This is a genomic window from Micromonospora sp. 15K316 (genome assembly GCF_004348525.1).
In the GTDB taxonomy this organism is placed as follows: domain Bacteria; phylum Actinomycetota; class Actinomycetes; order Mycobacteriales; family Micromonosporaceae; genus Micromonospora.
In genome coordinates this window covers 1-25,604 of the sequence record NZ_SMKG01000025.1, presented here as the reverse complement: position 1 = coordinate 25,604, position 25,604 = coordinate 1, and the positions used below count along the sequence as shown (strand labels likewise).

General features: G+C 72.5%; 26 protein-coding genes, 1 tRNA gene and 1 pseudogene. 5 read left to right on the top strand and 23 right to left on the bottom strand.

The window, feature by feature from the left end; genetic code table 11:
• Nucleotides 1–28: 28 nt before the first annotated feature.
• From E1211_RS08770 to E1211_RS08745, 6 genes are all read right to left on the bottom strand, one after another.
• A complete protein-coding gene (locus E1211_RS08770) occupies nucleotides 29–472 on the bottom strand; it encodes a hypothetical protein (RefSeq protein WP_132347274.1) in 444 nt (147 codons plus the stop codon).
• Between the two features lie 98 nt (nucleotides 473–570).
• Entirely contained in the window at nucleotides 571–939 is a 369-nt protein-coding gene (locus tag E1211_RS08765; protein WP_132347306.1) for a GntR family transcriptional regulator, read from the bottom strand.
• Nucleotides 940–956: 17 nt separating this feature from the next.
• Nucleotides 957–1,874, bottom strand: coding sequence for a YihY/virulence factor BrkB family protein (locus E1211_RS08760; protein WP_132347272.1), 918 nt, complete (start codon nucleotides 1,872–1,874; stop codon nucleotides 957–959).
• Nucleotides 1,875–1,933: 59 nt separating this feature from the next.
• Nucleotides 1,934–2,509 (bottom strand): 2'-5' RNA ligase family protein, encoded by a 576-nt coding sequence (locus tag E1211_RS08755; protein ID WP_132347270.1) that lies wholly within the window; start codon nucleotides 2,507–2,509, stop codon nucleotides 1,934–1,936.
• 37 nt (nucleotides 2,510–2,546) lie between these two features.
• Complete coding sequence (gene trpS, locus E1211_RS08750; protein WP_132347268.1) at nucleotides 2,547–3,572, bottom strand: tryptophan--tRNA ligase; 1,026 nt, start codon at nucleotides 3,570–3,572, stop codon at nucleotides 2,547–2,549.
• 33 nt (nucleotides 3,573–3,605) lie between these two features.
• Nucleotides 3,606–4,625 carry a hemolysin family protein gene (locus E1211_RS08745; protein ID WP_132347266.1) on the bottom strand — a complete coding sequence of 340 codons (1,020 nt, stop codon included), beginning with the start codon at nucleotides 4,623–4,625 and terminating at the stop codon, nucleotides 3,606–3,608.
• Between the two features lie 230 nt (nucleotides 4,626–4,855).
• Between E1211_RS08745 and galE the strand changes: the two genes are divergently transcribed.
• The 3 genes from galE (at nucleotide 4,856) to E1211_RS08730 (ending at nucleotide 8,286) form a co-directional block, all read left to right on the top strand.
• Nucleotides 4,856–5,839 carry a UDP-glucose 4-epimerase GalE gene (galE, locus tag E1211_RS08740; RefSeq protein WP_132347264.1) on the top strand — a complete coding sequence of 328 codons (984 nt, stop codon included), beginning with the start codon at nucleotides 4,856–4,858 and terminating at the stop codon, nucleotides 5,837–5,839.
• Complete coding sequence (galK, locus tag E1211_RS08735) at nucleotides 5,836–6,993, top strand: galactokinase (protein ID WP_132347262.1); 1,158 nt, start codon at nucleotides 5,836–5,838, stop codon at nucleotides 6,991–6,993. The genes galE and galK overlap by 4 nt, the downstream gene beginning before the upstream one ends.
• Before the next feature lie 159 nt (nucleotides 6,994–7,152).
• Nucleotides 7,153–8,286, top strand: coding sequence for a tetratricopeptide repeat protein (locus E1211_RS08730; RefSeq protein ID WP_132347260.1), 1,134 nt, complete (start codon nucleotides 7,153–7,155; stop codon nucleotides 8,284–8,286).
• 24 nt (nucleotides 8,287–8,310) lie between these two features.
• Here E1211_RS08730 and E1211_RS08725 read toward each other — a convergent pair whose 3' ends face one another.
• From E1211_RS08725 to E1211_RS33325, 10 genes and pseudogenes are all read right to left on the bottom strand, one after another.
• Nucleotides 8,311–9,627: a sulfate adenylyltransferase subunit 1 gene (locus E1211_RS08725; RefSeq protein WP_132347258.1), complete on the bottom strand. Its 1,317-nt coding sequence runs from the start codon at nucleotides 9,625–9,627 to the stop codon at nucleotides 8,311–8,313.
• Complete coding sequence (gene cysD, locus E1211_RS08720; RefSeq protein WP_132347256.1) at nucleotides 9,627–10,535, bottom strand: sulfate adenylyltransferase subunit CysD; 909 nt, start codon at nucleotides 10,533–10,535, stop codon at nucleotides 9,627–9,629. Before cysD ends, E1211_RS08725 begins: the two co-directional genes overlap by 1 nt.
• A gap of 73 nt (nucleotides 10,536–10,608) precedes the next feature.
• Nucleotides 10,609–11,439: a 3'(2'),5'-bisphosphate nucleotidase CysQ gene (locus tag E1211_RS08715; RefSeq protein ID WP_132347254.1), complete on the bottom strand. Its 831-nt coding sequence runs from the start codon at nucleotides 11,437–11,439 to the stop codon at nucleotides 10,609–10,611.
• 123 nt (nucleotides 11,440–11,562) lie between these two features.
• Entirely contained in the window at nucleotides 11,563–12,153 is a 591-nt protein-coding gene (pth, locus tag E1211_RS08710) for an aminoacyl-tRNA hydrolase (RefSeq protein ID WP_132347252.1), read from the bottom strand.
• A gap of 96 nt (nucleotides 12,154–12,249) precedes the next feature.
• On the bottom strand, nucleotides 12,250–12,948 hold the full coding sequence (locus E1211_RS08705) for a 50S ribosomal protein L25/general stress protein Ctc (protein WP_132347250.1): 699 nt from the start codon (nucleotides 12,946–12,948) through the stop codon (nucleotides 12,250–12,252).
• Between the two features lie 299 nt (nucleotides 12,949–13,247).
• The gene (locus E1211_RS08700) at nucleotides 13,248–14,228 is read right to left on the bottom strand and encodes a ribose-phosphate diphosphokinase (RefSeq protein ID WP_132347248.1); all 981 of its coding nucleotides are present in this window, start codon (nucleotides 14,226–14,228) and stop codon (nucleotides 13,248–13,250) included.
• A 59-nt stretch (nucleotides 14,229–14,287) separates the two neighbouring features.
• The gene (glmU, locus tag E1211_RS08695; RefSeq protein WP_132347246.1) at nucleotides 14,288–15,823 is read right to left on the bottom strand and encodes a bifunctional UDP-N-acetylglucosamine diphosphorylase/glucosamine-1-phosphate N-acetyltransferase GlmU; all 1,536 of its coding nucleotides are present in this window, start codon (nucleotides 15,821–15,823) and stop codon (nucleotides 14,288–14,290) included.
• 102 nt (nucleotides 15,824–15,925) lie between these two features.
• Nucleotides 15,926–15,997, bottom strand: a tRNA-Gln gene (locus E1211_RS08690).
• Nucleotides 15,998–16,010: 13 nt separating this feature from the next.
• Nucleotides 16,011–16,544 carry a hypothetical protein gene (locus tag E1211_RS33330; RefSeq protein ID WP_243709440.1) on the bottom strand — a complete coding sequence of 178 codons (534 nt, stop codon included), beginning with the start codon at nucleotides 16,542–16,544 and terminating at the stop codon, nucleotides 16,011–16,013.
• 72 nt (nucleotides 16,545–16,616) lie between these two features.
• A pseudogene (locus E1211_RS33325) lies at nucleotides 16,617–16,874 on the bottom strand (resolvase); the annotation flags it as partial.
• A gap of 130 nt (nucleotides 16,875–17,004) precedes the next feature.
• On the opposite strand from E1211_RS33325, the gene E1211_RS08680 reads away from it, so the two are divergent.
• Together E1211_RS08680 and E1211_RS08675 are read left to right on the top strand one after the other, a co-directional pair.
• Nucleotides 17,005–17,961 carry an acyl-CoA desaturase gene (locus E1211_RS08680; protein WP_132347242.1) on the top strand — a complete coding sequence of 319 codons (957 nt, stop codon included), beginning with the start codon at nucleotides 17,005–17,007 and terminating at the stop codon, nucleotides 17,959–17,961.
• Nucleotides 17,962–18,187: 226 nt separating this feature from the next.
• Complete coding sequence (locus tag E1211_RS08675; RefSeq protein WP_132347240.1) at nucleotides 18,188–18,877, top strand: TetR/AcrR family transcriptional regulator; 690 nt, start codon at nucleotides 18,188–18,190, stop codon at nucleotides 18,875–18,877.
• 27 nt (nucleotides 18,878–18,904) lie between these two features.
• Here the strand turns inward: E1211_RS08675 and E1211_RS08670 are convergent, their stop codons facing one another.
• The 7 genes from E1211_RS08670 to E1211_RS08645 form a co-directional block, all read right to left on the bottom strand.
• Nucleotides 18,905–19,381 carry a DUF4383 domain-containing protein gene (locus tag E1211_RS08670; protein ID WP_132347238.1) on the bottom strand — a complete coding sequence of 159 codons (477 nt, stop codon included), beginning with the start codon at nucleotides 19,379–19,381 and terminating at the stop codon, nucleotides 18,905–18,907.
• A gap of 258 nt (nucleotides 19,382–19,639) precedes the next feature.
• The gene (locus tag E1211_RS08665) at nucleotides 19,640–20,095 is read right to left on the bottom strand and encodes a DUF4383 domain-containing protein (RefSeq protein ID WP_132347236.1); all 456 of its coding nucleotides are present in this window, start codon (nucleotides 20,093–20,095) and stop codon (nucleotides 19,640–19,642) included.
• Between the two features lie 137 nt (nucleotides 20,096–20,232).
• Nucleotides 20,233–22,038 (bottom strand): ABC-F family ATP-binding cassette domain-containing protein, encoded by a 1,806-nt coding sequence (locus tag E1211_RS08660; RefSeq protein ID WP_132347234.1) that lies wholly within the window; start codon nucleotides 22,036–22,038, stop codon nucleotides 20,233–20,235.
• Between the two features lie 231 nt (nucleotides 22,039–22,269).
• Nucleotides 22,270–23,220 (bottom strand): 4-(cytidine 5'-diphospho)-2-C-methyl-D-erythritol kinase, encoded by a 951-nt coding sequence (locus E1211_RS08655; RefSeq protein WP_132347233.1) that lies wholly within the window; start codon nucleotides 23,218–23,220, stop codon nucleotides 22,270–22,272.
• The gene (locus E1211_RS32400; RefSeq protein ID WP_165947207.1) at nucleotides 23,217–23,384 is read right to left on the bottom strand and encodes a hypothetical protein; all 168 of its coding nucleotides are present in this window, start codon (nucleotides 23,382–23,384) and stop codon (nucleotides 23,217–23,219) included. The genes E1211_RS08655 and E1211_RS32400 overlap by 4 nt, the downstream gene beginning before the upstream one ends.
• 9 nt (nucleotides 23,385–23,393) lie before the next feature.
• Nucleotides 23,394–24,263 carry a 16S rRNA (adenine(1518)-N(6)/adenine(1519)-N(6))-dimethyltransferase RsmA gene (gene rsmA, locus E1211_RS08650; RefSeq protein ID WP_132347232.1) on the bottom strand — a complete coding sequence of 290 codons (870 nt, stop codon included), beginning with the start codon at nucleotides 24,261–24,263 and terminating at the stop codon, nucleotides 23,394–23,396.
• 73 nt (nucleotides 24,264–24,336) lie between these two features.
• On the bottom strand, nucleotides 24,337–25,248 hold the full coding sequence (locus tag E1211_RS08645) for a TatD family hydrolase (RefSeq protein ID WP_132347231.1): 912 nt from the start codon (nucleotides 25,246–25,248) through the stop codon (nucleotides 24,337–24,339).
• Between the last annotated feature and the right edge of the window lie 356 nt (nucleotides 25,249–25,604).

Sequence of the window (25,604 nt, the reverse complement as noted above, 5' to 3'; positions counted from 1 at the left end):
GGCGGCGTCCCGCCGTACCGCACCCCTGTCAGGACCCCTTGGCGGTCAGGATCTCGGCGATCCGGCGGAACCCGGCCCGCAGCTCGGCCTCGGTCGGTGGCACCGTCGGCTCGCCCCGGCCGGCCTCGTCCGCCGCCGCGTCCAGCTCCTCGTCGATGATGTCCTCGAAGTCGCCGTAGAGGTCGGCCTGGTCGACCTGCGCGGCCTCGTCCGCCGCGGCGATCTGCGCGGCGGCGATCTCACTGCGGATCTCCTCGGCGGAGAGCGCCGGCAGTAGCGGCTCGACCACCGCCATCAGCTGCTCCTCGGCCACCACCGCCTCGGCCAGGGCGAGGGCGTGCGGCCGTTCGTACGGGCCGCAGACCACCGGTTCCCACTCGTCGGCGTCGCCGAGCGGGCCGAACGTGATGATCCACGGGAGACCGAGCATCGGCGAGTCGCTCGGCAGGTCCAACGTCACGAGTGCCCCCACCGGCCCATCATGGTCCGTCACCGCGGGCCGCCGTGGAACATTCGCCCGATCCTCCCTCTCGCCCCGCGTCGCGCGGGTTTCCCCCTCGACCGGGCCGCTCAGCCGGGGCGGGAGGCGTCCAGGGCGGCGCGGACCAGCGCGAGCGCCGCGCCCGGTGGCACACCGAGCCGGCGTGCCGCGAGGGCGTACTCGGCTGCCGAGCGCTGGAGCCGGTCGATCGCGTCGTCCCGGCCCGGTGCCACGAACGTGCCGTTGCGGCCCCGCGTCTCGAGCAGCCCGGCACCCTCCAACTCCCGGTACGCCCGGGCCACCGTGTTCGGGGCCAACGTGAGATCCGCGGCGAGCTGCCGCACCGTGGGCAGCCGGGTGCCCACCGGAAGCCGCCCGTCCCCGATCATCTCGGCGAGCTGACCGCGTACCTGCTCGTACGGCGGCACCGGCGAGTCGAGATCGACCGAGATCAGCATGTCCGGCTCCCGTGCGGTCAACTGGCACCTCCGGGGGTGCCGGGATCGATCTGCTCGTCGAGTTCGGCCGGACCCTCCGCCAGGTCCACCACCCGGCCCCGGGTGCTGGTCGCGGCGAGCGCCGCGCCGAAGAGCAGCAGTTGGTTGAGCAGGTAGAGGTAGAGCAGCAACCCGACCGCGCCGGCCACCACCGTGTACGCCGGGCTCCGCTCGGTGCGTACGACGTAGTAACGGCCGACCGTGTTGAGCAGCGTGATGCCGATCGCGACGAGCAGCACCACCGGGCGCAGCCGCGACCGGCTCATCCGCAGCCGGGGCACCGCGACGAGCAGCAACGCGGCGAGGACGGCGTTGACCACCACGCTGAGCACCGCGCTCAGCGTGGTCAGCCCGAACGACCCCGTGCTGCGCAGCAGGAGACGCAGCACCGACTCGAGCGTGTCGACGGCCGCCACCGAGAGGCCGAGCAGCACGAAGACGAGGACCATCACGCCGATGTCCACCAGCCGGCGGATCACCAGGTTGCCGGGCTGCTGGTTCAGCCCGTAGATCAGCCGCTGGGAGGAGCGGATCGCCTCGATCCAGCCGATCCCGGTGAAGGTCAGGATGATCAGACCGATCACGCCGACCGTGCCGCTGCTGTCGGCGATCTGCGCCGGGTCGAGGAACGGCAGGTTGTCCCGGAGGAAATTGGTCGCGGCCACGCTGAACTCGCTGTTGTCGTCCAGGGTCGCGCCGAAGATGGCATACACGACGAGGGCGAGCGCGAACACCGCGAAGAAGCCGTAGTAGGCGATCGCAGCGGCCAGCCGGCCGCCGAGCACCTCCGTGTAGCGGACACCGGCCCGCCACACGTGGTCGAAGACCGGTGACCGGCGGCGGCCCGCGCTCACCCAGCGGTCGATGCCCGCCTCGATCCGGCCGATCACGTTCACGCCGTCATCCTCGCCGATGTCACCACGCCGTGGGGGTAACCCTCGCGGGCGGCGTCCGGTCAGCCGCCCAGCCGGAAGTCGCGCCGGGGCTGCCACCGGGCCTGCCCGCTGTGCAGGAACAGGGTGAACGCCGCCACGTCGAACATCGCGGAGAAGTCGCCGAGATCCTCGTAAACCTTGTCCAACGCCTCGGGCGCGACGTCCTGCGCCACTGTGACGTGCGGATGGTAGGGGAAGCGCGCTTCCCGGTGCAGCTCCGGGGCGGCGCTGATCGCGGCGGCGAGCAGCTCGCACTCGCTGATCCCGGCCGCCACGGCCACGAAGACCACCTGCGTCACCGGGCGGAACGTGCCGGTGCCGCGCAGGTGCAGGGTGAACGGCAGGTGAGCGGCGGCCACCTCGGCCAGGTGCCGCTCCACGGCGGGCAGGGCGGCGCCCGGTATCTCGGTCGGCCCGAGCAGCGTCACGTGGGCGGGTATGTCCGCCGCCTGGGGGTCGCCGGCCTCCGCGCGACGCCGGGTGAGCTGCGGACCCCACGGCTCCGGGATGTCGACCGCGACCCCGATCTGGATGAGGTCATCCGCTCCGGGCACCCCGCCCCTGCGATCCACGCTGCGCGCCACCTCTCCGGCCACCGGCCCGTGTCCACCCGTCCTGCGCCGCGTCGCGGCGCTACTCGCCGCGCACCGGCGGGAAGAACCCGATTCGTTCGTACGCGGCGCGCAGCGTCGGGCCGGCCACCGCGCGCGCCTTCTCCGCCCCGGCCGCGAGCAGCTTGTCCAGCTGGGCCGGGTCGTCCAGGTAGCCGCGCGTGCGCTCCTGGATCGGGCGGACGAACGCGGTGACCACCTCGGCCAGGTCCTTCTTGAGGTCGCCGTAGCCCTTGCCGGCATACGCGGCGACCAGGTCGTCGATGTCCCGACCGGAGAGTGCCGTGTAGATGGTCAGCAGGTTGGCGATGCCCGGCTTGCCCTCGGCGTCGAAGACGATCTCCCGGCCGGTGTCGGTGACCGCCGAGCGGATCTTCTTGGCGGTACGGGCCGGCTCCTCCAGCAGGTCGATGATGCCGGCCGGCGAGGAGGACGACTTCGACATCTTCGCGGTCGGTTCCTGCAGGTCGGTGATCTTCGCGGTGTCCTTCACGATGTGCGGCGCGGGCACGGTGAAGGTCTTCCCGAAGAGCGAGTTGAACCGCTGCGCGAGGTCTCGCGAGAGCTCCAGGTGCTGGCGCTGGTCCTCGCCGACCGGCACCGCGTCGGCCTGGTAGAGCAGGATGTCGGCGGCCTGCAGGATCGGGTAGGTGAAGAGGCCGACGCTGGAGCGGTCGCTGCCCTGCTTCTGCGACTTGTCCTTGAACTGGGTCATCCGGCTCGCCTCGCCGAAGCCGGTGATGCAGCCGAGCACCCAGGCCAGCTGCGGGTGCTCGGGCACCTGCGACTGGACGAAGAGCGTGCTGCGCTCCGGGTCGATGCCGAGCGCGAAGAGCTGCGCGGCGGCGACCCGGGACCGTTGCCGGAGCACCTTCGGGTCGTGCCCGGCGGTGATCGCGTGCAGGTCGACCACGCAGTAGTACGCCTCGTGGGTCTCCTGCAGCGCCACCCAGTGCCGCAGCGCGCCCAGGTAGTTGCCGAGGTGGAACGAGTCGGCGGTCGGCTGGATGCCGGAGAAGACGCGGGGGCGGGCGGGAACGTCGGGCATGACGCCAATTCTGTCAGCCCACCCGCGCGGGCGTCATGACGGCCCGGCGGGTCGCGCCCCGTCGATCACCGCGGGCGCGGTCACCTCGCGTCGCTGCTCCGGCAGTCGTGCGGCGGAGACCGCGATCCGGGCCGCCCGCCGCCCCTCCAGGGCCAGTACCCGCAGCAGCCACCCGCCGGACAGGTCGCCCCGCTCACCGCCGCCGGCCGGGCCGGGCGCCACCGGCACCTCGTCACCGACGACCGGCAGCCGTCCCAGCGCGGCCATCACGTACCCGCCGACCGTCTCGTACGGCCCCGGCGGCAGGGTGATCCCGGTGCGCTCCGCGAAGTCGGCGAGGTTGAGCCGCCCGTCCACCACGGCGGGCAGCCCGGAGCGCCCCGCGTCGGCAGTGCCGCCGTACTCGTCGTGGATCTCGCCGACCAATTCCTCGATGAGGTCTTCGAGCGTCACGATGCCGGCCGTGCCGCCGTACTCGTCGATCACCACCGCCAGGTGGTGCCCCTCCCGGCGCATCTCGGTCAGCGCGGCGAGCACCCGCTTGCTGCCGGGCAGCCGCTTCACCTCCCGGGCCAGCTCACCGACGCCGAGGCACGGGTCGGCGTCGGGCCGGAGCAGCACGTCCTGCAGGTGGACGAAGCCGACCACGTCGTCGTGGGTGCCGTCGGTGACCGGGTAGCGGGTGTGCGGCTCGGCCCGTACCAGCCGGGCCGCCTCCGCGATGGTCAGCCCGGCGGGCAGGAAGACCACTTCGGTGCGGGGCATCATGACCTCGCGGATCAGCCGCGCCCCGGCGACGAGCACCTCGTCGATGATCCGTCGTTCGTCGGCGTCGAGCAGGGTGTTCGCGGCCACCAGGTCACGCAGGTCCGCCTCGCTGATCCGCTCCCGGCCGGCCGCCGGGCTGGCGCCGAGCAGGTCGGTGACGCGGCGCGTGGCGGCGTCGGCCGCGCGCACCACCATGCGGGCCACGGCCCGGGCGACCGGCCCCGGGTCCCGACCCGGTCGTCGCCGGGGGCGTCGCCGGCGCTCGGGACCGCCCGCTTCCCGCATGTCAGAGATGGTAGACAGCGGGACGTTCCGGCACCGGGTTTCCCGTCGGCGGCGGCGCGGCCCGTCCCCGCCCGACGCGCCCGGGTCTACCACCCACGTGTTCAACTCTGTTGGATCGTGGGAGTTTATGATGGAATCGGGTCCGCCCGGCCGGAGACGCCGGGCCCACCCGCCCGTAGGGTGAGCACCGACACCGGCCGCCGTGAGCCGGCCAGGCAGGAGGCAACGACGTGAAACTGCTCGTCACCGGCGGCGCCGGCTACATCGGCAGCGTCGTGACCCGGATGCTGCTCGACGCCGGTCACGAGGTGGTCGTCCTCGACGACCTGCGCACCGGCTACCGTGCCGCGCTCGCCCCCGACGCCACCCACGTCGAGCTGCCCATCCACGAGGCGGGACGGGTGCTCACCCGGGAGGCCGGCTTCGACGGCGTGCTGCACTTCGCCGCCCTCATCGCCGCCGGCGAGTCGATGGTCAAGCCCGAGCTCTACTGGCACAACAACACAGTCGGGTCGCTGGCGCTGATCGACGCGGTCCGAGCCGCCGCGGTCCCCCGGATGGTCTTCTCCTCCACGGCCGCCGTCTACGGCAACCCCACCGAGCTGCCGATCCCGGAAACCGCGGTGAAGGCGCCGACCAACACGTACGGGGCGACCAAGCTCGCCGTCGACATGGCGCTCACCTCCGAGGCGATCGGGCACGGCCTGGCCGCCGTCTCGCTGCGCTACTTCAACGTGGCGGGCGCCCACCTCACCGGTGACGTCGCGCTCGGCGAGCGGCACGACCCCGAGACCCACCTGATCCCGATCGCGCTGGAGGTCGCCGCCGGCCGGCGGGAGAAGCTACAGCTCTTCGGCGACGACTACCCCACCGTCGACGGCACCTGCGTCCGCGACTACATCCACGTCGCCGACCTGGCCCGGGCCCACCTGCTCGCACTGGACGCCGCCACCGCCGGTCAGCACCGGGTCTACAACCTCGGCAACGGCAACGGGTTCACCAACCGGCAGGTGGTGGACGTGGTCCGCGAGGTGACCGGGCACCCGCTGCCGGTCGAGATGGCGCCGCGCCGCGAGGGCGACCCCGCCGAGCTCGTCGCCTCGTCCCGGCTGGCCCGCGAGGAACTGGGCTGGGTGCCGCAGAAGCCGACCCTGCACGACATGGTCGGCGACGCCTGGACCTTCTACCGCACGCACCTCCTGGAGCAGGCATGACCGACGTCGCCGACCGCGCCACCGCCGGCTTCCGCCAGGAGTTCGGCGGGCCGCCCGCCGGCCACTGGGCGGCCCCCGGGCGGGTCAACCTGATCGGCGAGCACACCGACTACAACGACGGCTTCGTGCTCCCCTTCGCCCTCCCGCTGCGTACGGTGGCCGCCGCCGACCGGCAGGAGGGCGCGCGCTGGACGGTCTGGTCGGAGCTCTCCGGGGAGACGATCAGCTTCGGCGCCGACGAGGTCGACGAGCCGGGCCGGGTCACCGGCTGGGGCGCGTACGTCGCCGGGGTCGTCTGGGCGCTGCGCGACGCGGGGCACGACGTGCCCGGTGCACGCCTCGCGATCGCGTCCGACGTGCCGCTCGGCGCCGGGCTCTCCTCGTCGGCCGCGCTGGAGGCGGCGGTGCTGACCGCCCTGGTCGACCTGGGCGGCCTCGACCTGCCCGCCGAGCGGCAGCCCCGGCTCGCCCAGCGCGCCGAGAACCGGTACGTCGGCGCGCCCACCGGGATCATGGACCAGTCGGCCTCCATCCGCTGCCGCGACGGGCACGCGCTCTTCCTCGACTGCCGCAGCGAGGGCGTCGAGCACATCCCGTTCGACCTGCGCGCCGCCGGGCTCGCCATGCTGGTCGTCGACAGTCACGCCCCGCACCGGCACGCCGACGGCGAGTACGCTGCCCGCCGAAAGTCCTGCGAGGCCGGCGCCGAACGGCTCGGCGTACCGGCGCTGCGCGACGTCACCGTCGACCAGCTCGACGCCGCGCTCGCCCGCCTCGACGACCCGGAGACCCGCCGCCGGGTCCGGCACGTGGTCACCGAGGACCAGCGGGTGCTCGACACCGTCGCGCTGCTGCGCGCCGGGCGGGTCCGCGAGATCGGCCCGCTGCTCACCGCCTCGCACGTCTCGATGCGCGACGACTTCGAGATCACCGTGCCGGAGATCGACACCGCGGTCGAGACGGCGCTCGCCGCCGGCGCGCTCGGCGCCCGGATGACCGGCGGCGGCTTCGGCGGCTGCGTCCTCGCCCTCGTCGAGGCGGACGCCGCCGACTCGGTCGCGGGTGCGGTCACCGCCGCCTACGCCGAGCGGGGCTTCCGCGCCCCCGGGCACGTCACCGTGCTCCCCGCGGCCGGCGCCGCCCGACTCGACTGAGCCTCCCCCTCCCCGTGCGCCCTCTTTCACGGAAAGAGTGGCTATCCGTGACCGGACAGCCACTCTTTCCGTGAAAACGCGCGAGAGCCGAGCGGCGGGCCCTCCAGAAGTGACTGTCGATAAGGTTCTGCCTCGGGACCGTCAGCGGGAGGAGGCGACGTGACCGACGTCGGGTTTGCCGCCCAGCAACGCGCCGGGGCGCTGATGGATCTCGGGCGGCACGACGAGGCGGTGACGCTGCTGCGCGGCGTGCTGGCCGAGCAGCCCCGGCACGCCGGAGTGCTCTTCCTGCTGGCCCGCTGTCACCGCGTCCTGGGTCAGCACGCCGAGGCAATGCGCCTGATCGACCAGGCACTCGGCTTCTCCGTCACGCAGGAGCACCTGCTCGTCGAGAAGACCCGGATCCTGCTCGCCGCGGGCCGGCCCGGATACGCGGCCGCGGCCGCCCACACCGCGATCGAAGGGTCGCCGCGCTCCTGGGAGGCGCACGCGCTGCTGGCCGAGGCGCTCCTCGCGCTCGGTAACCCCACCCGCGTCGTGGTGGCCCGCCGGCACGCGGACACCGCGCTGGAGCTCGCCCCGCAGGTCCCCACCGCGCACCTGCTCGACGCCCTGCTGCACGTCCGCATGGGTCGGCTGCGCGCCGCCCGCGCGGCCTGCGGTCGGGCGCTGGCGCTGGACCCGTCGTTCGAGCCGGCCCTGCAGCAGCTCGCGCTGCTGGACGCCCAGCGGGACCAGACCGGCCGGGCCGCGCGCGGGTTCACCGCGGCGCTCGCCGCCGATCCGCAGAACCTGGCGGCCGCGATGCGGCACGCGGTCACCGCCGCCGCCCTGTGGTGGCGGCTCTTCGACGCGGTGGCGTTGGCCGCCGTGGCGCACTGGGCGCTCTTCGCGCTGCTCGGCGACGTGGGCCGCGACGTACGGCTCGCCGCCGCGCTGCTCGTCCTGCCCGTGCTCGCCGGGGCGGCGCTGCCGACCTGGCGGCGGCAACCGGCGGCGCTGCGGTGGCAGTTGCGCCGCCAGCTCGGCTCCCGCACGGTCGCGGTCTGCCTGGCGCTCACCCTGCTCGCCGTGGCGGGGCTGCTGGTCAACGGCTTCGCCCCGGCGACGGAGAGCCCGGCCGGCGGGGTGGCCGTCCTGCTGCTGGCGCCGGTCTGCCTCGTCCTCGCCGTCCGCCTCTCCCGGCAGTCGGCGCGCCGGGCTCGACCGGCGCTGCGCTGGCTCGGTTACCGGGTCTGGGCCCGGCTCGCCGCCCGCACCACGCTCACCGTCGCCTCCGACCCGCGGCGCTGACCTCCGGCGGCCCGGGCCACGGTCTCAACCCGCCTCGACGATCATGCCGGCGCCGACCGTACGGTTGGTCGTCTCGTCGATGATGACGAAACCGCCGGTGGTGCGGTTGCGGCGGTACTCGTCGGCCAGCAGCGGCACCGTCGTCCGCAGCCGGACCCGGCCGATCTCGTTGAGCCGCAGTTCCCCCGCCGAATCGTCCCGGTGCAGCGAGTTGATGTCGAGCCGGTAGTGCAGACCCCGCACGATCGCCCGCGCCGACCGGGTGGTGTGCTTGATCGCGTACTTGCCGCCGACCTGCAACGGGCGGGTCTCGTCCATCCAGCAGACCATCGCCTCGATGTCCTGCGCCACCGCCGGCGCGTTGTTCGGCCGGCAGATCATGTCGCCCCGGGAGATGTCGATCTCGTCGGTCAACCGTACGGTGACCGACATCGGCGGGAACGCCTCCGCGACCGGCCCGTCGGCGGTCTCCACCGACGCGATCCGGCTGGTGAACCCCGACGGCAACACCATCACCTCGTCACCCGCCTTGAGCACCCCCGAGGCGACCTGACCCGCGTAGCCCCGGTAGTCGGTGACGGTCGTCGACTGCGGACGGATCACGTACTGCACCGGGAACCGCACGTCGACCAGGTTGCGGTCGCTGGCGATGTGCACCCGCTCCAGGTGGTGCAGCAGCGCCGGGCCCTCGTACCAGGGCATGTTCGGCGACCGGCTGACGATGTTGTCGCCGCGCAGCGCGGAGACCGGCACCACCGTGAGGTCGGGCACGTCGAGCTTCGCGGCGAACGCGGTGAACTCGTCGGCGATCCGCTCGAAGACGTCCTGGGAGAAGTCCACCAGATCCATCTTGTTGACGCAGAGCACCAGGTGCGGCACCCGCAACAGGGAGCAGAGGAAGGCGTGCCGGCGGGACTGCTCCACCAACCCCTTGCGGGCGTCGACCAGGATCAGCGCCAGGTCGGCCGTGGACGCCCCGGTGACCATGTTCCGGGTGTACTGGATGTGCCCCGGGGTGTCGGCGATGATGAACTTCCGCCGCGGCGTGGCGAAGTACCGGTACGCCACGTCGATGGTGATGCCCTGCTCCCGCTCCGCCCGCAGGCCGTCGGTGAGCAGCGCCAGGTTCGTGTACTCGTCGCCGCGCGCCGCGCTGACCGCCTCCACCGCGGCCAACTGGTCGGTGAAGAGCGACTTGGTGTCGTAGAGCAGCCGGCCGATCAGCGTCGACTTGCCGTCGTCCACGCTCCCCGCGGTGGCGAAGCGGAGCAGGTCCATACGTCGGGCTGCGGACTCGCCACCGGAGGCGGCCCCGGCGTCCGCGTCGGTCTCGACGGTCATCAGAAGTAGCCCTCCCGCTTGCGGTCCTCCATGGCGGCCTCGCTGACCCGGTCGTCACCACGGGTCGCACCGCGCTCGGTGATCCGGGTCGCCGCCACCTCCTCGATGACCTTCTCCACCGTGTCCGCGTCCGAGCGCACCGCGGCCGTGCAGGAGGCGTCGCCCACCGTGCGGTACCGCACCCGCTCCTTGACCAACTCCTCGCCGGCCCGCGGCCGGACGAACTCGTTGACCGCGTAGAGCATCCCGTCGCGCTCGATCACCTCGCGCTCGTGCGCGTAGTAGATCGAGGGCAGCGGGATCCGCTCCCGCGCGATGTAGTGCCAGACGTCCAGCTCCGTCCAGTTGGAGAGCGGGAAGACCCGGATCGACTCGCCCGGATGGTGCCGGCCGTTGTAGAGCGCCCACAGCTCCGGACGCTGGTTCTTCGGATCCCACTGGCCGAACTCGTCACGGAAGCTGAACACCCGCTCCTTCGCGCGGGCCTTCTCCTCGTCCCGCCGGGCGCCACCGAAGAGGGCGTCGAAGCGGTGCTGCTCCACCGCCGCCAGCAGGACCGGGGTCTGGATCCGGTTACGCATCCCGTCCGGGGACTCCCGGACCAGGCCGCGCGCCAGGGCGTCCGGCACGCTCGCCACCACCAGGTGCAGGCCGAGCTCCGCCACCCGCTGGTCGCGGTACTCCAGGACCTCCGGAAAGTTGTGGCCGGTGTCCACGTGCATCACCGGGAAGGGCACGTTCGCCGGGGCGAACGCCTTCTGCGCCAGGCGGAGCATCACGATCGAATCCTTGCCGCCCGAGAAGAGCAGCACCGGTCGCTCCATCTCGGCGACCACCTCACGCATCACGAAGATGCTCTCCGCCTCCAGCGCGTCCAGGTGTGAGACCTGGTAGGCGGGCGCGGTCATGACTCGGGCTCGATTCGCACGCTCATCCGATTCCAGACCTTTCCGGTCGGGGAAGTCAAGAACTGGGCACAGGCTACCCGGAATGTCTCCGCAGCGCCGCAAGCAACATGAGGGCGAGATCACGACGGCACACCAGCAGGTCGGGCAGGCGCGGATCCGCCCCGTTGTACGTCAGCGCGGAACCGTCGATCCGGGACGCGTGCAGTCCGGTCGCCGTCGCCACCGCGATGGGCGCCGCCGAGTCCCACTCGTACTGGCCGCCCGCGTGGATGTAGGCGTCCACCTCACCGGTCACCACCGCGGCTATCTTGGCGCCCGCCGAGCCCATCGGCACGAGATGCGCCCCCACGTCGTCGGCCAGGTCGGTGAGGAACACCGGCGGCCGGCTCCGGCTCGCCGCCAACCGGATCGTCCGGACACCGGCCGCCGCCGCCTCCACCCTCATCGGCGGGTACGCCGGCGGATAGTCCGTGGCCAGCACCCGCTGCTGCGCGGGCAGCCCCACCGCGCCGGCGACCAGCCCGTGCGGGCTCGGCGCGGTACGCGACCAGAGCGCCACGTGCACCGCCCAGTCCGACCGCCCGTCCTCGGCGTACTCCCGGGTGCCGTCCAGCGGATCGACGATCCACACCCGCTCGGCCGTCAGCCGGGGCAGCCCCTCGGCGGTCACCTCCGCCGCCCAGGCCAGCCGCGACCCTTCGTCCTCCTCGGAGAGCACCGCGTCACCGGGACGCCACCTCGCCAGCTCGGTGCGGATCAGCTCGTGCGAGACCTTGTCCCCGGCCGACTTCAACGCCCCCGGATCGGCGAAACCCATCTCCGCCCGCAACGCCAGCAGCGCCTGACCCGCCCGGGCCGCGAGCCACCGGGCGAATGCGCCGTCGATCGTCGGAGGACTGTCCATGGTCCGCTCCCGTCGCCTCGCCACGGCCCGGTTCGTCCCCCGCGACCCGCGCCGCCGGTCGCCACACGTCGAAAGGCGCAGACTACCGGCCCACAGCCGTCGAGCGGGTACGCCCCGCCCGCGTCAGGCGCCGTGGTAGAGGTTCTGCGTCGGCTCCACACCCCGGGTGACGACCGACTCCACCACGTCAGCAGCCCGATCGACCAGGAACTCGAGCTCCTTGCGCTCGACGGCGCTGAAATCCGACAGTACGAAGTCGGCCGGATCCTGCCGCCCCGGCGGCCGGCCGATGCCGAACCGGACCCGCGCGTACTCCTTCGTACCCAGCGACTTCGTCATCGAGCGCAACCCGTTGTGGCCGCCCTCGCCGCCGCCGCACTTCACCCGCAGCTGGCCGTACCCGATGTCCAGCTCGTCGTGCACCGCGACGACCTGCCCCGGCGCCACCTTGTAGAACTGGGCCAGCGCCGCTACCGGGCCGCCGGAGAGGTTCATGTAGGTCAACGGCTTCACCAGCACCAGCCGGGGGCCACCGAAACCGAGCCGGCTCTCCGCGACCTCGGCCACGGCCCGCCGGTGCCGACCGAACTTCGCACCCACCCGCTGCGCGAGCAGCTCCGCCACCATGAAACCGACGTTGTGCCGGTTGCCGGCGTACTCCCGACCCGGGTTGCCCAGGCCGACCACCAGCCACGGCCCCGCCTCGTCCGTCACGACCCACCCTTCCCACGTCCACCCGACCGGACCCCTGATACGCCGACAGGCGCCCCCGAATCCGGGGACGCCTGTCGCACGTGAAAACCGACCGGATCAGGCCCCGGTACGCGCCTCGGCGTTCTCCTCGCCCTCGGCGGCCGGAGCCTCCTCGGCACCCTCCGAAGCCTCGGTGACCTCGCCGACCTCGGCCTCTTCCTCCTCGGTGGCCTCCTCGACCTCGGGCAGCGTCGCCTCGAGCTGCTCGGCGGTCGGGGCGGCGGTCACCGTGGCGACCGGCAGCTCCGGGTCGGCGGCCAGCTCGACACCCGACGGGAGGGTCACGTCGGCCGCGGTGACCTGCACCCCCGGCTCGGCGCCCTCGATCGACGCCTCCAGGTGGTCCGGCACCCGGGTGGCGTCGGCGGTCACCGAGAGGGTGTCGTGGTCGTGCACGATCAGCGTGTCCTTCGCGGCCTCACCGGTCAGCTCGACCGGGACCTCGACGGTGACCTTCTCGCCACGACGGACCAGCAGCAGGTCGACGTGCTCGAAGGTGTCCTTGATCGGGTCACGCTGGATCGCCTTCGGCAGCGCCAGCACCTGGGTGCCGTCGCTCACCTCGATCGCGAAGAGCTGGTTGGCGCCGCCCTTGCGGATGGCGGCGGCGAAGTCGCGGGCCGGCAGCGCGATGTGCTTCGGCTTCTCGCCGTGGCCGTACAGCACGGCGGGCACCTTGCCGGCCCGGCGGGTACGACGGGCACCACCCTTGCCGAACTCGGTACGGGGCTCGGCGCTGATCTTTACCTCGGACACGGGGAAACTCCTGATGCTTTCGCTGCGGCGGCTTGTCGACTGGCGGTGCTGGGGCGAGGGGCTCGCTGGGGCTCATGCGTCATGAACGACTGCCCGGAGCACCGCGTCGATGACGGTGCCTCCGTGCGGCGCTTCCTCAGCGGCCCGCCGGGCACCCTCGCCGTGGCAACCGCACCAGTCTACCCGAGCGAAATCCCGGCTCTCCGCCAGTCCCCACATCGCCGTCGGATACGCCCCGCAGGTCAGGCTTCGTCAGCCCCGGCGGCCGTCCACGACGACCGCCGGACACCCGACCGACGTCAGCTGAGACCACCGAAGAGCGTGGTCACCGAACCGTCGTCGAAGACCTCCCGGATCGCCCGGGCGAGCAGCGGGGCGATCGAGAGCACGGTGAGCTTGTCGAGCTGCTTCTCCGGCGGCAGCGGCAGCGTGTTGGTCACCACGACCTCGCTGATCGGGCTGTTCTTCAACCGCTCCGTCGCCGGATCGCTCAGCAGCGCGTGCGTCGACGCGACGATCACGTCGGCGGCACCCGACTCCTTGAGGATGTCCGCCGCCCGGCAGATCGTGCCGCCCGTGTCGATCATGTCGTCCACGATCAGGCAGACCCGGCCCTCGACGTCACCGACCACCCGGTTCGCCACCACCTGGTTCGGCTTCATCGGGTCGCGGGTCTTGTGGATGAACGCCAGCGGGCAGCCACCCAGCCGGTCCGTCCAGCGCTCGGCGACCCGCACCCGGCCGGAGTCCGGCGCGACCACCGTCATCGGGCGGCCGGCGTACTGCCGCTCGACGTACTCGGCCAGCACGTCCATCGCGAAGAGGTGATCGACCGGCCCGTCGAAGAAGCCCTGGATCTGCGCGGTGTGCAGGTCCACGGTGAGGATCCGGTTCGCCCCCGCGGTCTTCAACAGGTCGGCGATCAGCCGGGCCGAGATCGGCTCCCGGCCCCGGTGCTTCTTGTCCTGCCGGGCGTACGGATAGAACGGCAGGACGACGGTGATCCGCTTGGCCGAGCCGCGCTTCAGCGCGTCGATCATGATCAGGGTCTCCATGACCCAGGTGTTCACCCCGTGCGTGACGGACTGCACCACGAAGGCGTCCGAACCACGCACCGAGTCCCGATACCGTACGAAGATCTCGCCGTTGGCGAAGTCGTACGCGTCAGTGGGCGTCGGCGCGACGCCGAGCACCTCTCCGATCTCCTTGGCCAGCTCCGGAAAGCCACGTCCGGTGAAGAGCATCAGGCTCTTGCGGTTTTCAGCGACGATGCTGCCCATGGGCCCGTCTGCTCCCGTTGGTCGGTGATGCCCGGCGCGCGGTGGTGGTGGGCCGGGGCCTAGTCGGTTGCAGTATCTCCCTCGGAGGATTCCCCGCCCAGCGCCCGGCCATCCCCGTGGATTGCCTCACCTTCGCTTGCCGCCGCGGCCCCCGGCGACGCACCCTCCGCGGCCCGCAACGCCCGCTCGGCCGCCGCCGCCGACACCGTTCCGGGGCGCTTGCGGGCCACCCAGCCCTCGACCTCGCGCTGCGGCGCCCGGGTCACGCCCAGCGCGCCCGGCGACACGTCCTTGCTGATCGCGCTGCCCGCTGCGATGTACGCACCCGCGCCCACCTCGACCGGCGCGATCAGGCTGGTGTCACAGCCGATGAACGCCCCCTCGCCGACGACGGTCCGGTTCTTGTTCACCCCGTCGTAGTTCACGAAGATCGTCGCCGCGCCGATGTTCGCCTTCGCCCCGATCGTGGCGTCCCCGACGTACGACAGGTGCGGCACCTTCGCGCCCGGCCCCACCTCGGAGTTCTTCACCTCGACGAACGTCCCGACCTTCGACTTCTCCGCCAGGCGCGCGTCCGGACGCAGGTACGCGTACGGGCCGACGCTGGCCCCCGGACCGACCTCGGCGCCCACCGCGTGGCTGCGCAGCACCGTCGCGCCCTCGCCCACCACCGTGTCGATCAGGGTCACGTCCGGGCCGACCACCGCCCCGGAGCCGACCACGGTGGCACCGCGCAGCTGGGTGTTCTGGTCGACCACGGCGTCCCGGTCCAGGGCCACGGTCACGTCGATCCAGGTGGTCTCCGGGTCGAGCAGACTCACCCCGGTACGCATCCAGCCCTCGTTGATCCGGTCGCGCAGCAGCCGGCGCAGCGCCGCCAACTCGACCCGGTCGTTGCAGCCCAGCGTCTCCACGTGATCCGGCGCGACGTGCACGGCCACCGGCTCCCCCGCCGAGTGGAGCAGGCCGAAGACGTCGGTCAGGTACTCCTCGCCCTGGTCGTTGTCGGTCGAGAGCTTGCCCAGCGCGTCCCGCAGCCGTACCACGTCGAACGCATAGCTGCCGGCGTTGATCTCCCGGACGGCGCGCTGCGCCGGGGTGGCGTCCCGCTCCTCGACGATCTGCTCCAGCCGACCGTCGGCGGACCGCACGATCCGGCCCAGGCCGGTCGGGTCGGGCACCTCGGCGGCGAGCACCGTCGCGGCGGCGCCGGCCTGCTCGTGCGCGTGCACCAGCGCACTCACCGTCTCCGGGCGCAGCAGCGGCACGTCACCGTTGATCACGACGACCGTGCCGGTGGCGTCCGGCACGGCCTCCAGCGCGATCCGCACCGCGTGACCGGTGCCGAGCTGCTCGGCCTGGAGCACCGGCACGACGTCCGGCGCGATCTCGGCGAGGTGCCCGCGAACCTGGTCGGCGCCGTGCCCGACGACCACGACCGTCCGGTCGGCGCCCAACGGCGCCGCCGCGCTCAGCACGTGACCGAGCAGCGTACGACCGAGCAGCGGATGCAGCACCTTCGGCAGCGCCGACTTCATCCGTTTGCCCTCACCGGCGGCGAGCACGACGACGGTGCGATGGTGGGGCTGGGACACGACCGGGCTCCCGTCGGGACGGCGACACTTCCGCGGTCATGCTAACCAGACGTCGACGGCCGGTTGGCGCGGCCACGGCGAATGCGCCATGACCTGCGTGAGCTGGGGTGCCTGGATTCGAACCAGGAGCTCAAGGCTCCAAAGGCCTGCGGGTTGCCGTTACCCCACACCCCAATGAATGTCAAGCCTAACGGTCCACGTTTTCGGGGCCCGCGCCGCCTGATTTCCGGAACAGCTCGGAGATCATACCTTCGATCCGCCAATAGAGCTCGCGACTGCGCGGCACATTGATCACGAGGCAGCCGTGATAGTCGGCCCCGGTGTCTTGGCGGAGCGTGCCCGGCTTGTGCGTCTTCAATGTCGGCCGGCGGAATCGATCGATCGGCAGGGCGAGTCGCGCCGCCCACCAACCGGTCGCGGCGTCGGCGTCGGCGGTCTCGTGGATGCTCACCCGATACGTCGGCACCGTTCGGTCGACGCCACAGGTCGACAGGAAGAGCAGGAAGACCGCGAGCAGGCCGGGATCACTGTTGATGAGCTGCAGGTGATCGTCGCGTCGCCACGGCTTCGACTTGGTCCCCTCGCACCAGTAGATCGCCGCACCGAGGAGCAGGATGTCGCGATCGTCGAGCCGGCCGACGGCCGCGACGGCCGCCGCGTGCTGGTCGGCGCGGGCGGCGTCGCGAGCCGCCCGGTGCGCGGCCCAGCGAGCCTCCGACATCGACTTCGCGTGGCTCTTCCGACGCGCCTGGACCGCATCGTCCGCGGCGGGGAGTGGCACGTCCCGGACCCACTGGGACGCCGTCGACTTCGCGATCCCGGTACGTGCGGCGATCTCCGACAGCGAGCAACCACTCGCCCGTAGCTCGATCGCTCGCGCTCGCAGTTGGTCCTTGGCGTTCGGTCGGCGGATCCAGGCCGGCGGCGGCACGCCGCGCAGCAGCTCGTAGACCCGATCACGACCCAGACCCGTGCGAGCCCGGATCTCGCGTACCGAGAGCTGTTCAACGGCGCGGAGTCGGCGCACCTCCGCCGCGAGCGGATCGGTCATGGGTCGACGCTAGGGGGACGGTACGACAAAGCCTCTCGCGAACTTCCCCGTGCGATCTACGGTTGCGTAAGTTACGGTGACGTAGGCGTAGCTTGTGATGTTCCCCTACTCCCCAGCGCTGCGAGGTGCCATGTCGACCGCCCTGCTCGAACCGAAAGCATCCGGACCAAAGCCACTCACCCAGGGCACGCAGTCGCCCGGCATTCTCGTCGCGCTCTGGCTCTTCGTGCTGATCCCGTTCGGGGCCCTGGTGGCCGCCGTGCCGGTCGCCTGGGGTGGCTGGCTGAGCTGGACCGACGTGGGCATCGCCGCGTTCTGGTACGTGATCTCCGGGCTCGGCGTGACGGTCGGCTACCACCGCTACTTCACCCACGGTTCGTTCAAGGCCCGGCGCGGCCTGCGCGTCGCGCTGGCGGTCGCCGGCTCACTCTCGGTGCAGGGCGAGATCATCCAGTGGGTGGCAGACCACCGTCGCCACCACGCCTTCTCCGATCTGGAGGGTGACCCGCACTCCCCGTGGCGGTTCGGCGAGAGCGTCTGGGGTCTGACCCGCGGCCTCTTCCACGCGCACCTCGGCTGGATGTTCAGCCGGGAACTCTCCAACCGGCAGCGGTTCGCGCCCGACCTGATCGCCGACCGCGACATCAAGCGGGTCGACCAGCTCTTCCCGCTGCTCGTGACGATCTCGGTGCTGGGCCCGGCGCTGATGGGCGGCCTGCTGACCTGGTCGTGGCAGGGCGCGCTGACCGCGCTCTTCTGGGCCGGGCTGGTCCGCATCGCGTTGCTGCACCACGTCACCTGGGCGATCAACTCGGTCTGCCACGTCTACGGCGAGCGTCCCTTCGCGATGCGGCAGGGCGACCGGGCGGCGAACTTCTGGCCGCTCGCGATCCTCTCCTTCGGCGAGAGCTGGCACAACCTGCACCACGCCGACCCGACCTGCGCCCGGCACGGCGTCCTGCGCGGCCAGGTGGACATCTCGGCCCGGGTCATCTGGTTCCTGGAGAAGTCCGGGGCGGCGTACGACGTGCGCTGGCCGAAGCCGGAACGCCTCGCGGCGAAGATGGTGTCACCGTCGGCGGGGTGATCCGGGAAATGGACTCGGCGGTTACCTGGCAGTATGGCCCGGTGACCGAACGAAGCGGGGGGAATGCCGCGCGGCACGGCGACAGGGGGGCCGGGCACGCGGCGGGTACGGTCGGACGGCGCGCGAGCGCCGCCCGGCCGTACGCCAGTGAGGCGGCGAAGTGAGCGGGTACAGCGGAGGCACCATCCCACGGCAGGGCGTCACCGAGCGCCGGCGAGGTGACGAGATGGCGGATGTCCTAGGCAGCGAGGGTGGCACGAGCCGGCGAAGGTCGGCGGACCCGCCCGGCGGCAAGTCATCCTCCCGGGTACGCATGTCGGCGGCTCAGCGCCGGGAACAGCTGATCTCGATCGGACGGCAGCTCTTCGCCGAGCGCGGTTTCGACGCGACCTCGGTGGAGGAGGTGGCGGCGCGGGCGAAGGTGTCGAAGCCGGTGGTCTACGAGCACTTCGGTGGCAAGGAAGGGCTCTACGCCGTCGTGGTGGACCGGGAGGTCCGGGCGCTGCTGGACCGGATCACCACCGCGTTGACCGCCGGCCACCCGAGGGAGCTGCTGGAACAGGCGGCGATGGCCCTGCTCAGCTACATCGAGGAGGAGACGAGCGGTTTCCGGGTGCTGGTCCGCGAGTCGCCGTTGATGGCGGCGACGGGCAACTTCAGCAGCGTGCTCAACGACGTGGCCCATCAGGTCGAGCACATCCTGGGCGCCGAGTACAAGAGCCGGGGGTACGACCCGAAGCTCGCCGAGCTCTACTCGCAGGCGCTCGTCGGCATGGTGGCGTTGACCGGTCGCTGGTGGTTGGAGGTCCGTAAGCCACGCAAGGAGACGGTCGCCGCGCACCTGGTGAACCTGGCCTGGAACGGGCTCTCGCACCTGGAGGCGAAGCCGACCCTGATCTCCTCCCGCAAGCACTGAGCCCGCCCGGCGGCGACCGCCGGCCGGTCAGCGCGTGTTCGCCTCGGAGATCTGCTTGTCCCGATGGCGTCGCTCCGCCTCGGCGAGTTCCGGCGGGCCGACCTTGTCGTAGAGGCCGGTGCCGAGCAGCACCAGACCGAAGAGCATCGACACGATGACCGTGGACATCGAGAAGTTCAGGAAGTTCGCCCCGGTCTGCAGCACCGACATCATGAGGATGCTGGTGACCAGGAAGACGATGCCGGCGGTCAGGTTCATGTAGTGGCCGAGGTTGGTGCGCAGCGACGCGCCGATCAGCAGGAAGGCTCCGAAGATCACCGAGGCGATGGAGAACGCGAGGTTGGTGCGGAGCCCGAGCACCCAGTTGCTCTCGCGGGCGAAGAGGAACTGCCCGGCGGTCTGCGCGACTCCCCAGACGCCGAAGACCAGGATGTAGAGCCCGATGAGCCCGGAGAGGACGCGGTAGATCGGTCGCGCCGGATGGTTCACCGGAAAATGCGCCATGAGCCTCTCCTCCACCCGAGATGACCGGTTCCGGAGGATTGTCGCCCGTCGGGACGCCGACTGTCCGGCGAACAGACTGGTCCGCCCGCAAACACAACTGGTCCCGCTCAGCCGGCCGGAACGGCCAGGACGGCGCGGGACCACCATGGGTTTCGCCGGAGCCCGACCCGCGGAGGGATCAAGCCTGACCGCCCGGAGCGGGTCGGCTCCGGCGAAACCAGAAGCGCAACCAGAGACAAGCAAAAGCGCGACCGGGGATCAGAGCACCAGGCGGGCCTTCTGCCACGCCTCCTTCTCCTCATCGGTCCCGACCTTGCCGTACATGCCGGCCACGAGCAGCACCAGGGCGGCCACCATCAGGACGATGACAGTCGGGATGGTGAAGTTGAAGAAGTTCGCGTCGGTCCGGCTGAAGGCGAGCCCACCGAGGCTGACGATCATCAGGATGTACGCCAGCCACTGGTCGATCGCGACGTCGATGTTGCGGCCGAGCAGGGTGCCGGCCAGCACGAGGAGCCCGAGCACGGCGCTGATCAGCGAGAAGCCGAGGTTCGTACCCTGGCCGAGGACCTGGGTGTCGTCCTGGGCGAAGAGCTCGCCGCCGGCGCTCGTGATGACGCCGAGCACACCGAAGACCACCAGGTACAGGCCGGTCAGCCCGGCGATCGCCCGGTAGATCGGCCGCGCGGGGTGGTTGACGGGGGTATGGGCCATGTCTGAGTCTCCAACGCCGTTCGGGTGAGGGTCGACGACGATTCTCCCGCACGTCGGAGTGTGACGCGGCACACGGGGGCCCACCTGGGGTGGCGACCACCGGCCGGGTCACCACGGTCGATGGCCGACGAGGCTGGTCAGTCGGCGGGCAGCTCCTCGGCCAGCGCCAGCCAGGCCTCCTCGGTCCGTTCCCGCTCGGCCCGCAGGTCCTTGAGCTGGCCGTCCAGCTCGGCGACCTTCGCGTAGTCGGTGGCGTGCTCGGCGAGCTGGTCGAGCAGGGCCGCCTCGCGCTGCTCCAGCTTGCCGATCTGGCGTTCCAGCCGGGTCAGCTCCTTGCGCGCCTGGCGCACCTCGGCCGCGGAGAGGCCGGTGCGGGCCGGCGCCTCCGCCGCGGCGGCGGGCACCGCCTCGGTACGGCTGGAGCCCGGCTTGTCGGCCGCCCGGGCCAGGTACTCGTCCACGCCGCCGGGCAGGTGCACCAACCGCCCGTCGCCGAGCATGCCGTACACGACGTCGGTGACCCGCTCGATGAGGTACCGGTCGTGGCTCGCCACGATCAGCGTCCCCGGCCAGGAGTCGAGCAGGTCCTCCAGACCGGCGAGGGTGTCGGTGTCCAGGTCGTTGGTGGGCTCGTCGAAGAGGAGAACGTTCGGCTCGCCGGCGAGCAGGCGGAGCATCTGCAGCCGACGGCGTTCGCCACCGGAGAGGTCGCTCACCGGCGTCCAGAGCCGCCGGTCGTCGAAGCCGAAGATCTCGGCGAGCTGCGCGGCGGAGATCTCCCGATCACCGAGCTGCACGCGGCGGGCCACCTCCTCGACGGCCTCCAGCACGCGCAACTGCCCGGGCAACTCGGCCAGTTCCTGGGAGAGGAAGGCCGGCCGGACGGTGGAGCCGGTGACGAACCGGCCGCCGTCCGGGCGGGTGACACCGGCGAGCATCCGCAGCAGGGTGGTCTTGCCCGCCCCGTTGGCGCCCAGGATGGCCACCCGGTCGCCGGGACCGACCTGCCAGGTGGTGTCGTGCAGGATCTCCTTCGGGCCGGCCTTGAGGCTGACCTGCTCCAGGTCGTACACCTGCTTGCCGAGCCGCGCGGTGGCGAGCCGTTGCAGCGACATGGTGTCGCGCGGCGGTGGGACGTCGGCGATCAGGGCGTTGGCCGCGTCGATCCGGAACCGCGGCTTGGAGGTCCGGGCCGGCGGGCCACGGCGCAGCCAGGCGATCTCCTTGCGGAGCAGGTTCTGCCGGCGGGCCTCGGTGGCCGCCGCGACCCGCTCCCGCTCGGCGCGGGCGAGGGTCCAGGCGGCGAAGCCACCGTCGTAGGACCGGACTGTCTGGTCGGCGACCTCCCAGGTGGTGGTGCAGACGGCGTCGAGGAACCAGCGGTCGTGGGTGACGACGACGAGGGCGCCCTTGCGGCTCAGCAGGTGCCGGGCCAGCCAGTCGACGCCGCCGACGTCGAGGTGGTTGGTGGGCTCGTCGAGGATCAGCAGGTCGGAGTCGCGGATCAGCAGCGCGGCGAGGGCCACCCGGCGGCGCTCGCCGCCGGACATCGGGCCGACCGGCTGGTCGAGGCCGAGGTGGGGCATGCCGAGACCGTCGAGGATGGTCCGCACTCCGGCATCGCCGGCCCACTCGTGCTCGGCGCCCATGCTCTCGGCGAGCCACTCGGTGCCGAGCACCACGTCCCGGACGGTGGCGTCGGGGGCGAGGGTGAGGTTCTGCGGCAGCCAGGCGACCCGCAGGTCGCGGCGGTGGGTCACGCGGCCGTCGTCCGGTTCCTCGGCGCGGGTGAGCAGCCGGAGCAGCGTGGACTTGCCGGCGCCGTTGAGGCCCACCACACCGATCCGGTCGGCGTCGTCCAAGCCGAGTGAGACGTCGGTGAGCAGCGGCCCGGCGGCCCCGTAGCCCTTGGACACCCGGTCCAGGTTGAGGATGTTGGCCACGACCTACCTTTCATGATCAAGGCGTCCGGTGCCGGCGGGCACGGGACGCCTGGCCTTCAAGGGTACGCGGCACCCCGGGGTGGGTGCGCCCGGCGCGACGTCCCGGCCATCCGGCGGCCCGCTGAGATCCGTGGGTCCCGCCGCGATCGCGCGGCGTGCCGGAGGTTGCCGCCCCCGCCCTCCGGGCGGCCGCGACCTCCCCGTAGCCGTAACCGCTCGGGCGGTCGCGGGTCAGTTGACCCGCGCGCCCGCCACCGGGCCGTGTGCCACCCGCGCCTCCCGGCACACCTCGGTGGCGGTGAGCTCGGATGCGATCCGCTCGGCGTGCGCGCCGTTCTCGGCGAGGAATACGCAGGTCGGTCCGGATCCGGAGACGATGCCGGCGAGCGCGCCGGCCGCCTCGCCCGCCTTGAGCGTCTCGGCGAGGGCGGGGCGCATGGCGAGGGCGGCGTCCTGGAGGTCGTTGCCGAGCGTGGCGGCGAGCACCCGCGGGTCGCGCTGGCGCAGCGCGGCGAGCAGCGCGTCGGTCGCGCCGAGCGGTGGGCCGGCGGTGCCGGCCTCGCGGAGCCGGTCCAGCTCGCGATAGGCGGCCGGGGTGGAGAGACCGCCGTCCGCGATGGCCACGACCCAGTACCACGAGGTCGGGCGGGCCAGTACCGGGCTGACCGCCTCGCCGCGCCCGGTGCCCAGCGCCGTGCCGCCGTGGATCAGGAACGGCACGTCCGAACCGAGGTCGGCGGCGATGCCGGCCAGTTCGTCGCGGGTGAGCCCGGTGCCCCAGAGGGCGTCGCAGGCCACGAGGGTGGCTGCCGCGTCCGCGCTGCCACCCGCCAGGCCGCCGGCGAGGGGGATCTGCTTACGCAGGTGCAGCCGGGCGTGCGGGAGCACCCCCGCGTACCCGGCGAGCGCGTGCGCGGCCCGCATCACCAGGTTGGAGTCGTCCAGGGCCAGCTCGCCGGCGCCCTCGCCCTCCATCGTGAGCGTGAGGGTGTCTCCCCGGCGGGCGGTCAGCTCGTCGTAGATGGAGATCGCGTGATAGACGGTGTTGAGCTCGTGATAGCCGTCGCGGCGCAGCGGGCCCACGCCGAGGTGCAGGTTGACCTTGGCGGGCACCCGGACCTTCACCGGGCCGCTGGCCCCGCGCCGCTCGTCCTCGCCGTCCGGTCGCCAGGCCTCGGTCACGGGGCGACGTCCCGCAGGCTCGGGCGGGTGTCGAACGGCTTCTCCACGATCAGCTCCTCGGCAGCGTCGACGACCGGCGGGTATCCGTCGTCGACCAGGTCGTACGTGTGGACATGCCACGGATCCTGCGCGATCCGCGAATGGTGCGGCATGCCGGCGGGCACGGCGCCAGCCTACTGCCCGGCGGGTGCGGCGGCCGGAGCCGACGCGGCGATGGCGGCGAACTGCTCGACGGTGAGCGCCTCGCCCCGCGCCCCGGGGTCCACGCCCGCCGCGATGAGCGCGGCGGCGGCCCGGTCGGCGCCACCGGCCCAGCCGGCGAGGGCGGCGCGCAGGGTCTTGCGCCGCTGGGCGAACGCCGCGTCGACCACGGCGAAGACCCGCTCGCGGGTCACGTCGGCGCGGGGCGGCTCGCGACGGGTGAAGGCGACCAGGCCGGAGTCGACGTTCGGCACCGGCCAGAAGACGTTGGGCGGGACCCGACCGGCCGCCCGGGCACGGGCGTACCAGGCGAGTTTCACCGACGGGATGCCGTACACCTTGGAGCCGGGACCCGCGACCAGCCGGTCGGCGACCTCCTTCTGCACCATCACCAGGCCGTGCCGCAGGCCGGGCAGCTCGGCGAGCAGGTGCAGCACCACGGGCACGGCGACGTTGTAGGGCAGGTTCGCCACCAGCGCGGTGGGCGCCGGGTCGCCGAGGTCGGCGGCGGTGACCCGCAGCGCGTCGGCGTGGTGCACGGTGAGCCGGGCGGCGTCCGGTCCGGCGTACCGGGCAGCGGTCTCCGGCAGCGCGTCAGCGAGCACCCGGTCGATCTCGACGACGTGCACGCGCGCGGCGACCGGGAGCAGGGCCAGGGTGAGCGAGCCGAGCCCGGGGCCGACCTCCAGCGCCACATCGTCGGGGGCGAGCCCGGCGGTGCCGACGATCCGCCGCACGGTGTTCGGGTCGTGCACGAAGTTCTGCCCGAGCTTCTTCGTCGGGGCGACACCCAACCGGGCGGCCAAGTCCCGGATCTCCGCCGGGCCGAGGAGACCGCTCATGGGCAGCAGCGTAGGGGGCGCGGCCGGGCGGTCCGGAAGCACCCCGGGTCGGGCAGCCGCCGCACCACGCGGCTCACCACGGCCCGAAGACCCGGTCGCCGGTGGCGGAGATCGCGGCGCAGAGCTCGTCCAGGTCGGCGCCGGTGGCGGCGGCGAGCGCCCGGACGGTCAGCGGAACCAGGTACGACGCGTTGGGGCGGCCGCGGTGCGGCGTGGGCGTGAGGTATGGGGCGTCGGTCTCCACCAGGATCTGGTCGAGCGGGGTCACGGCGGCCGCCTCGCGCAGCGCCCCGGCGCTGGCGAAGGTGACCGTGCCGGCGAAGCTGAGCAGGTAGCCGCGGCGTACGCACTCGGCGGCGAACGCGGCGTCGCCGGAGAAGCAGTGCAGCACCACTGTCTCCGGCGCGCCCTCGTCGTCGAGGACGCGCAGCACGTCGCCGTGCGCGTCGCGGTCGTGGATGACGAGCGCCTTGCCGTACCGCTTGGCGATGGCGATGTGCGCCCGGAAGCTCTCCTCCTGGGCGGCGCGCCCCTCATCGCCGGTGCGGAAGAAGTCCATCCCGGTCTCGCCGACGCCCCGGACGCGGTCGTGGGCGGCGAGCCCCTCGATCTCACGCAGCGCCTCGTCCAGGTCGGGCAGGCGGGGGGCGTCGTTGGGGTGCAGCGCCACGGTGGCCACCACCGCCGGGTACCGCTGTGCGGTCTCCACCCCCCAGCGGGAGGAGGGGACGTCCACGCCGACCTGCACCAGGCGGTCCACCCCGACCCGGTTCGCGACCTCGATGGCCGTGGCGATCGGGTCGTCGGAGGGGCCGCCGCCGGGAACACCCGCCTCACTGACCGTTATGTCCAGATGGGTGTGGCTGTCCAGCACCGGGCTCGGCAGCGGCTGCGGGGCGGGCGGGAACTCGCCGGCTCGGCGGGCGGCACGGGCACGACGGGACTCGCTTGCGTCGATCGGCTGTTCGGTTGGCTGGCTCATCACCCAAAGGATCACACACCGAGCCGGTCCACCCGCCCGCCACCTGCTGTTCACCTCGATTACCGAGGGCGACTCTACGGTCGCCCGGTGAGCGAGCGGAGCGCAGCGAACCACTGGGAACAGCCGCGTGGCGCTCGCGCCGACGCGCAGCGGCGACGCGAGCGGGCAGATCGCGGGTACCGCGGCACGGTGATCCGATGAGCGTCGCACCGCAGACCAGCGGCGAGGCCGACGGGCGTACCGGGCTGCGGGTGGCGTACGGCGGGGGCGTCTACCCGGCGGAGGAGATCGCCCGGGGTGCCGCGTACGAGTTGTTCAGCGCCGACGAGGTGCCGGGGTTCGAGTGGGCGCCCCGCCCC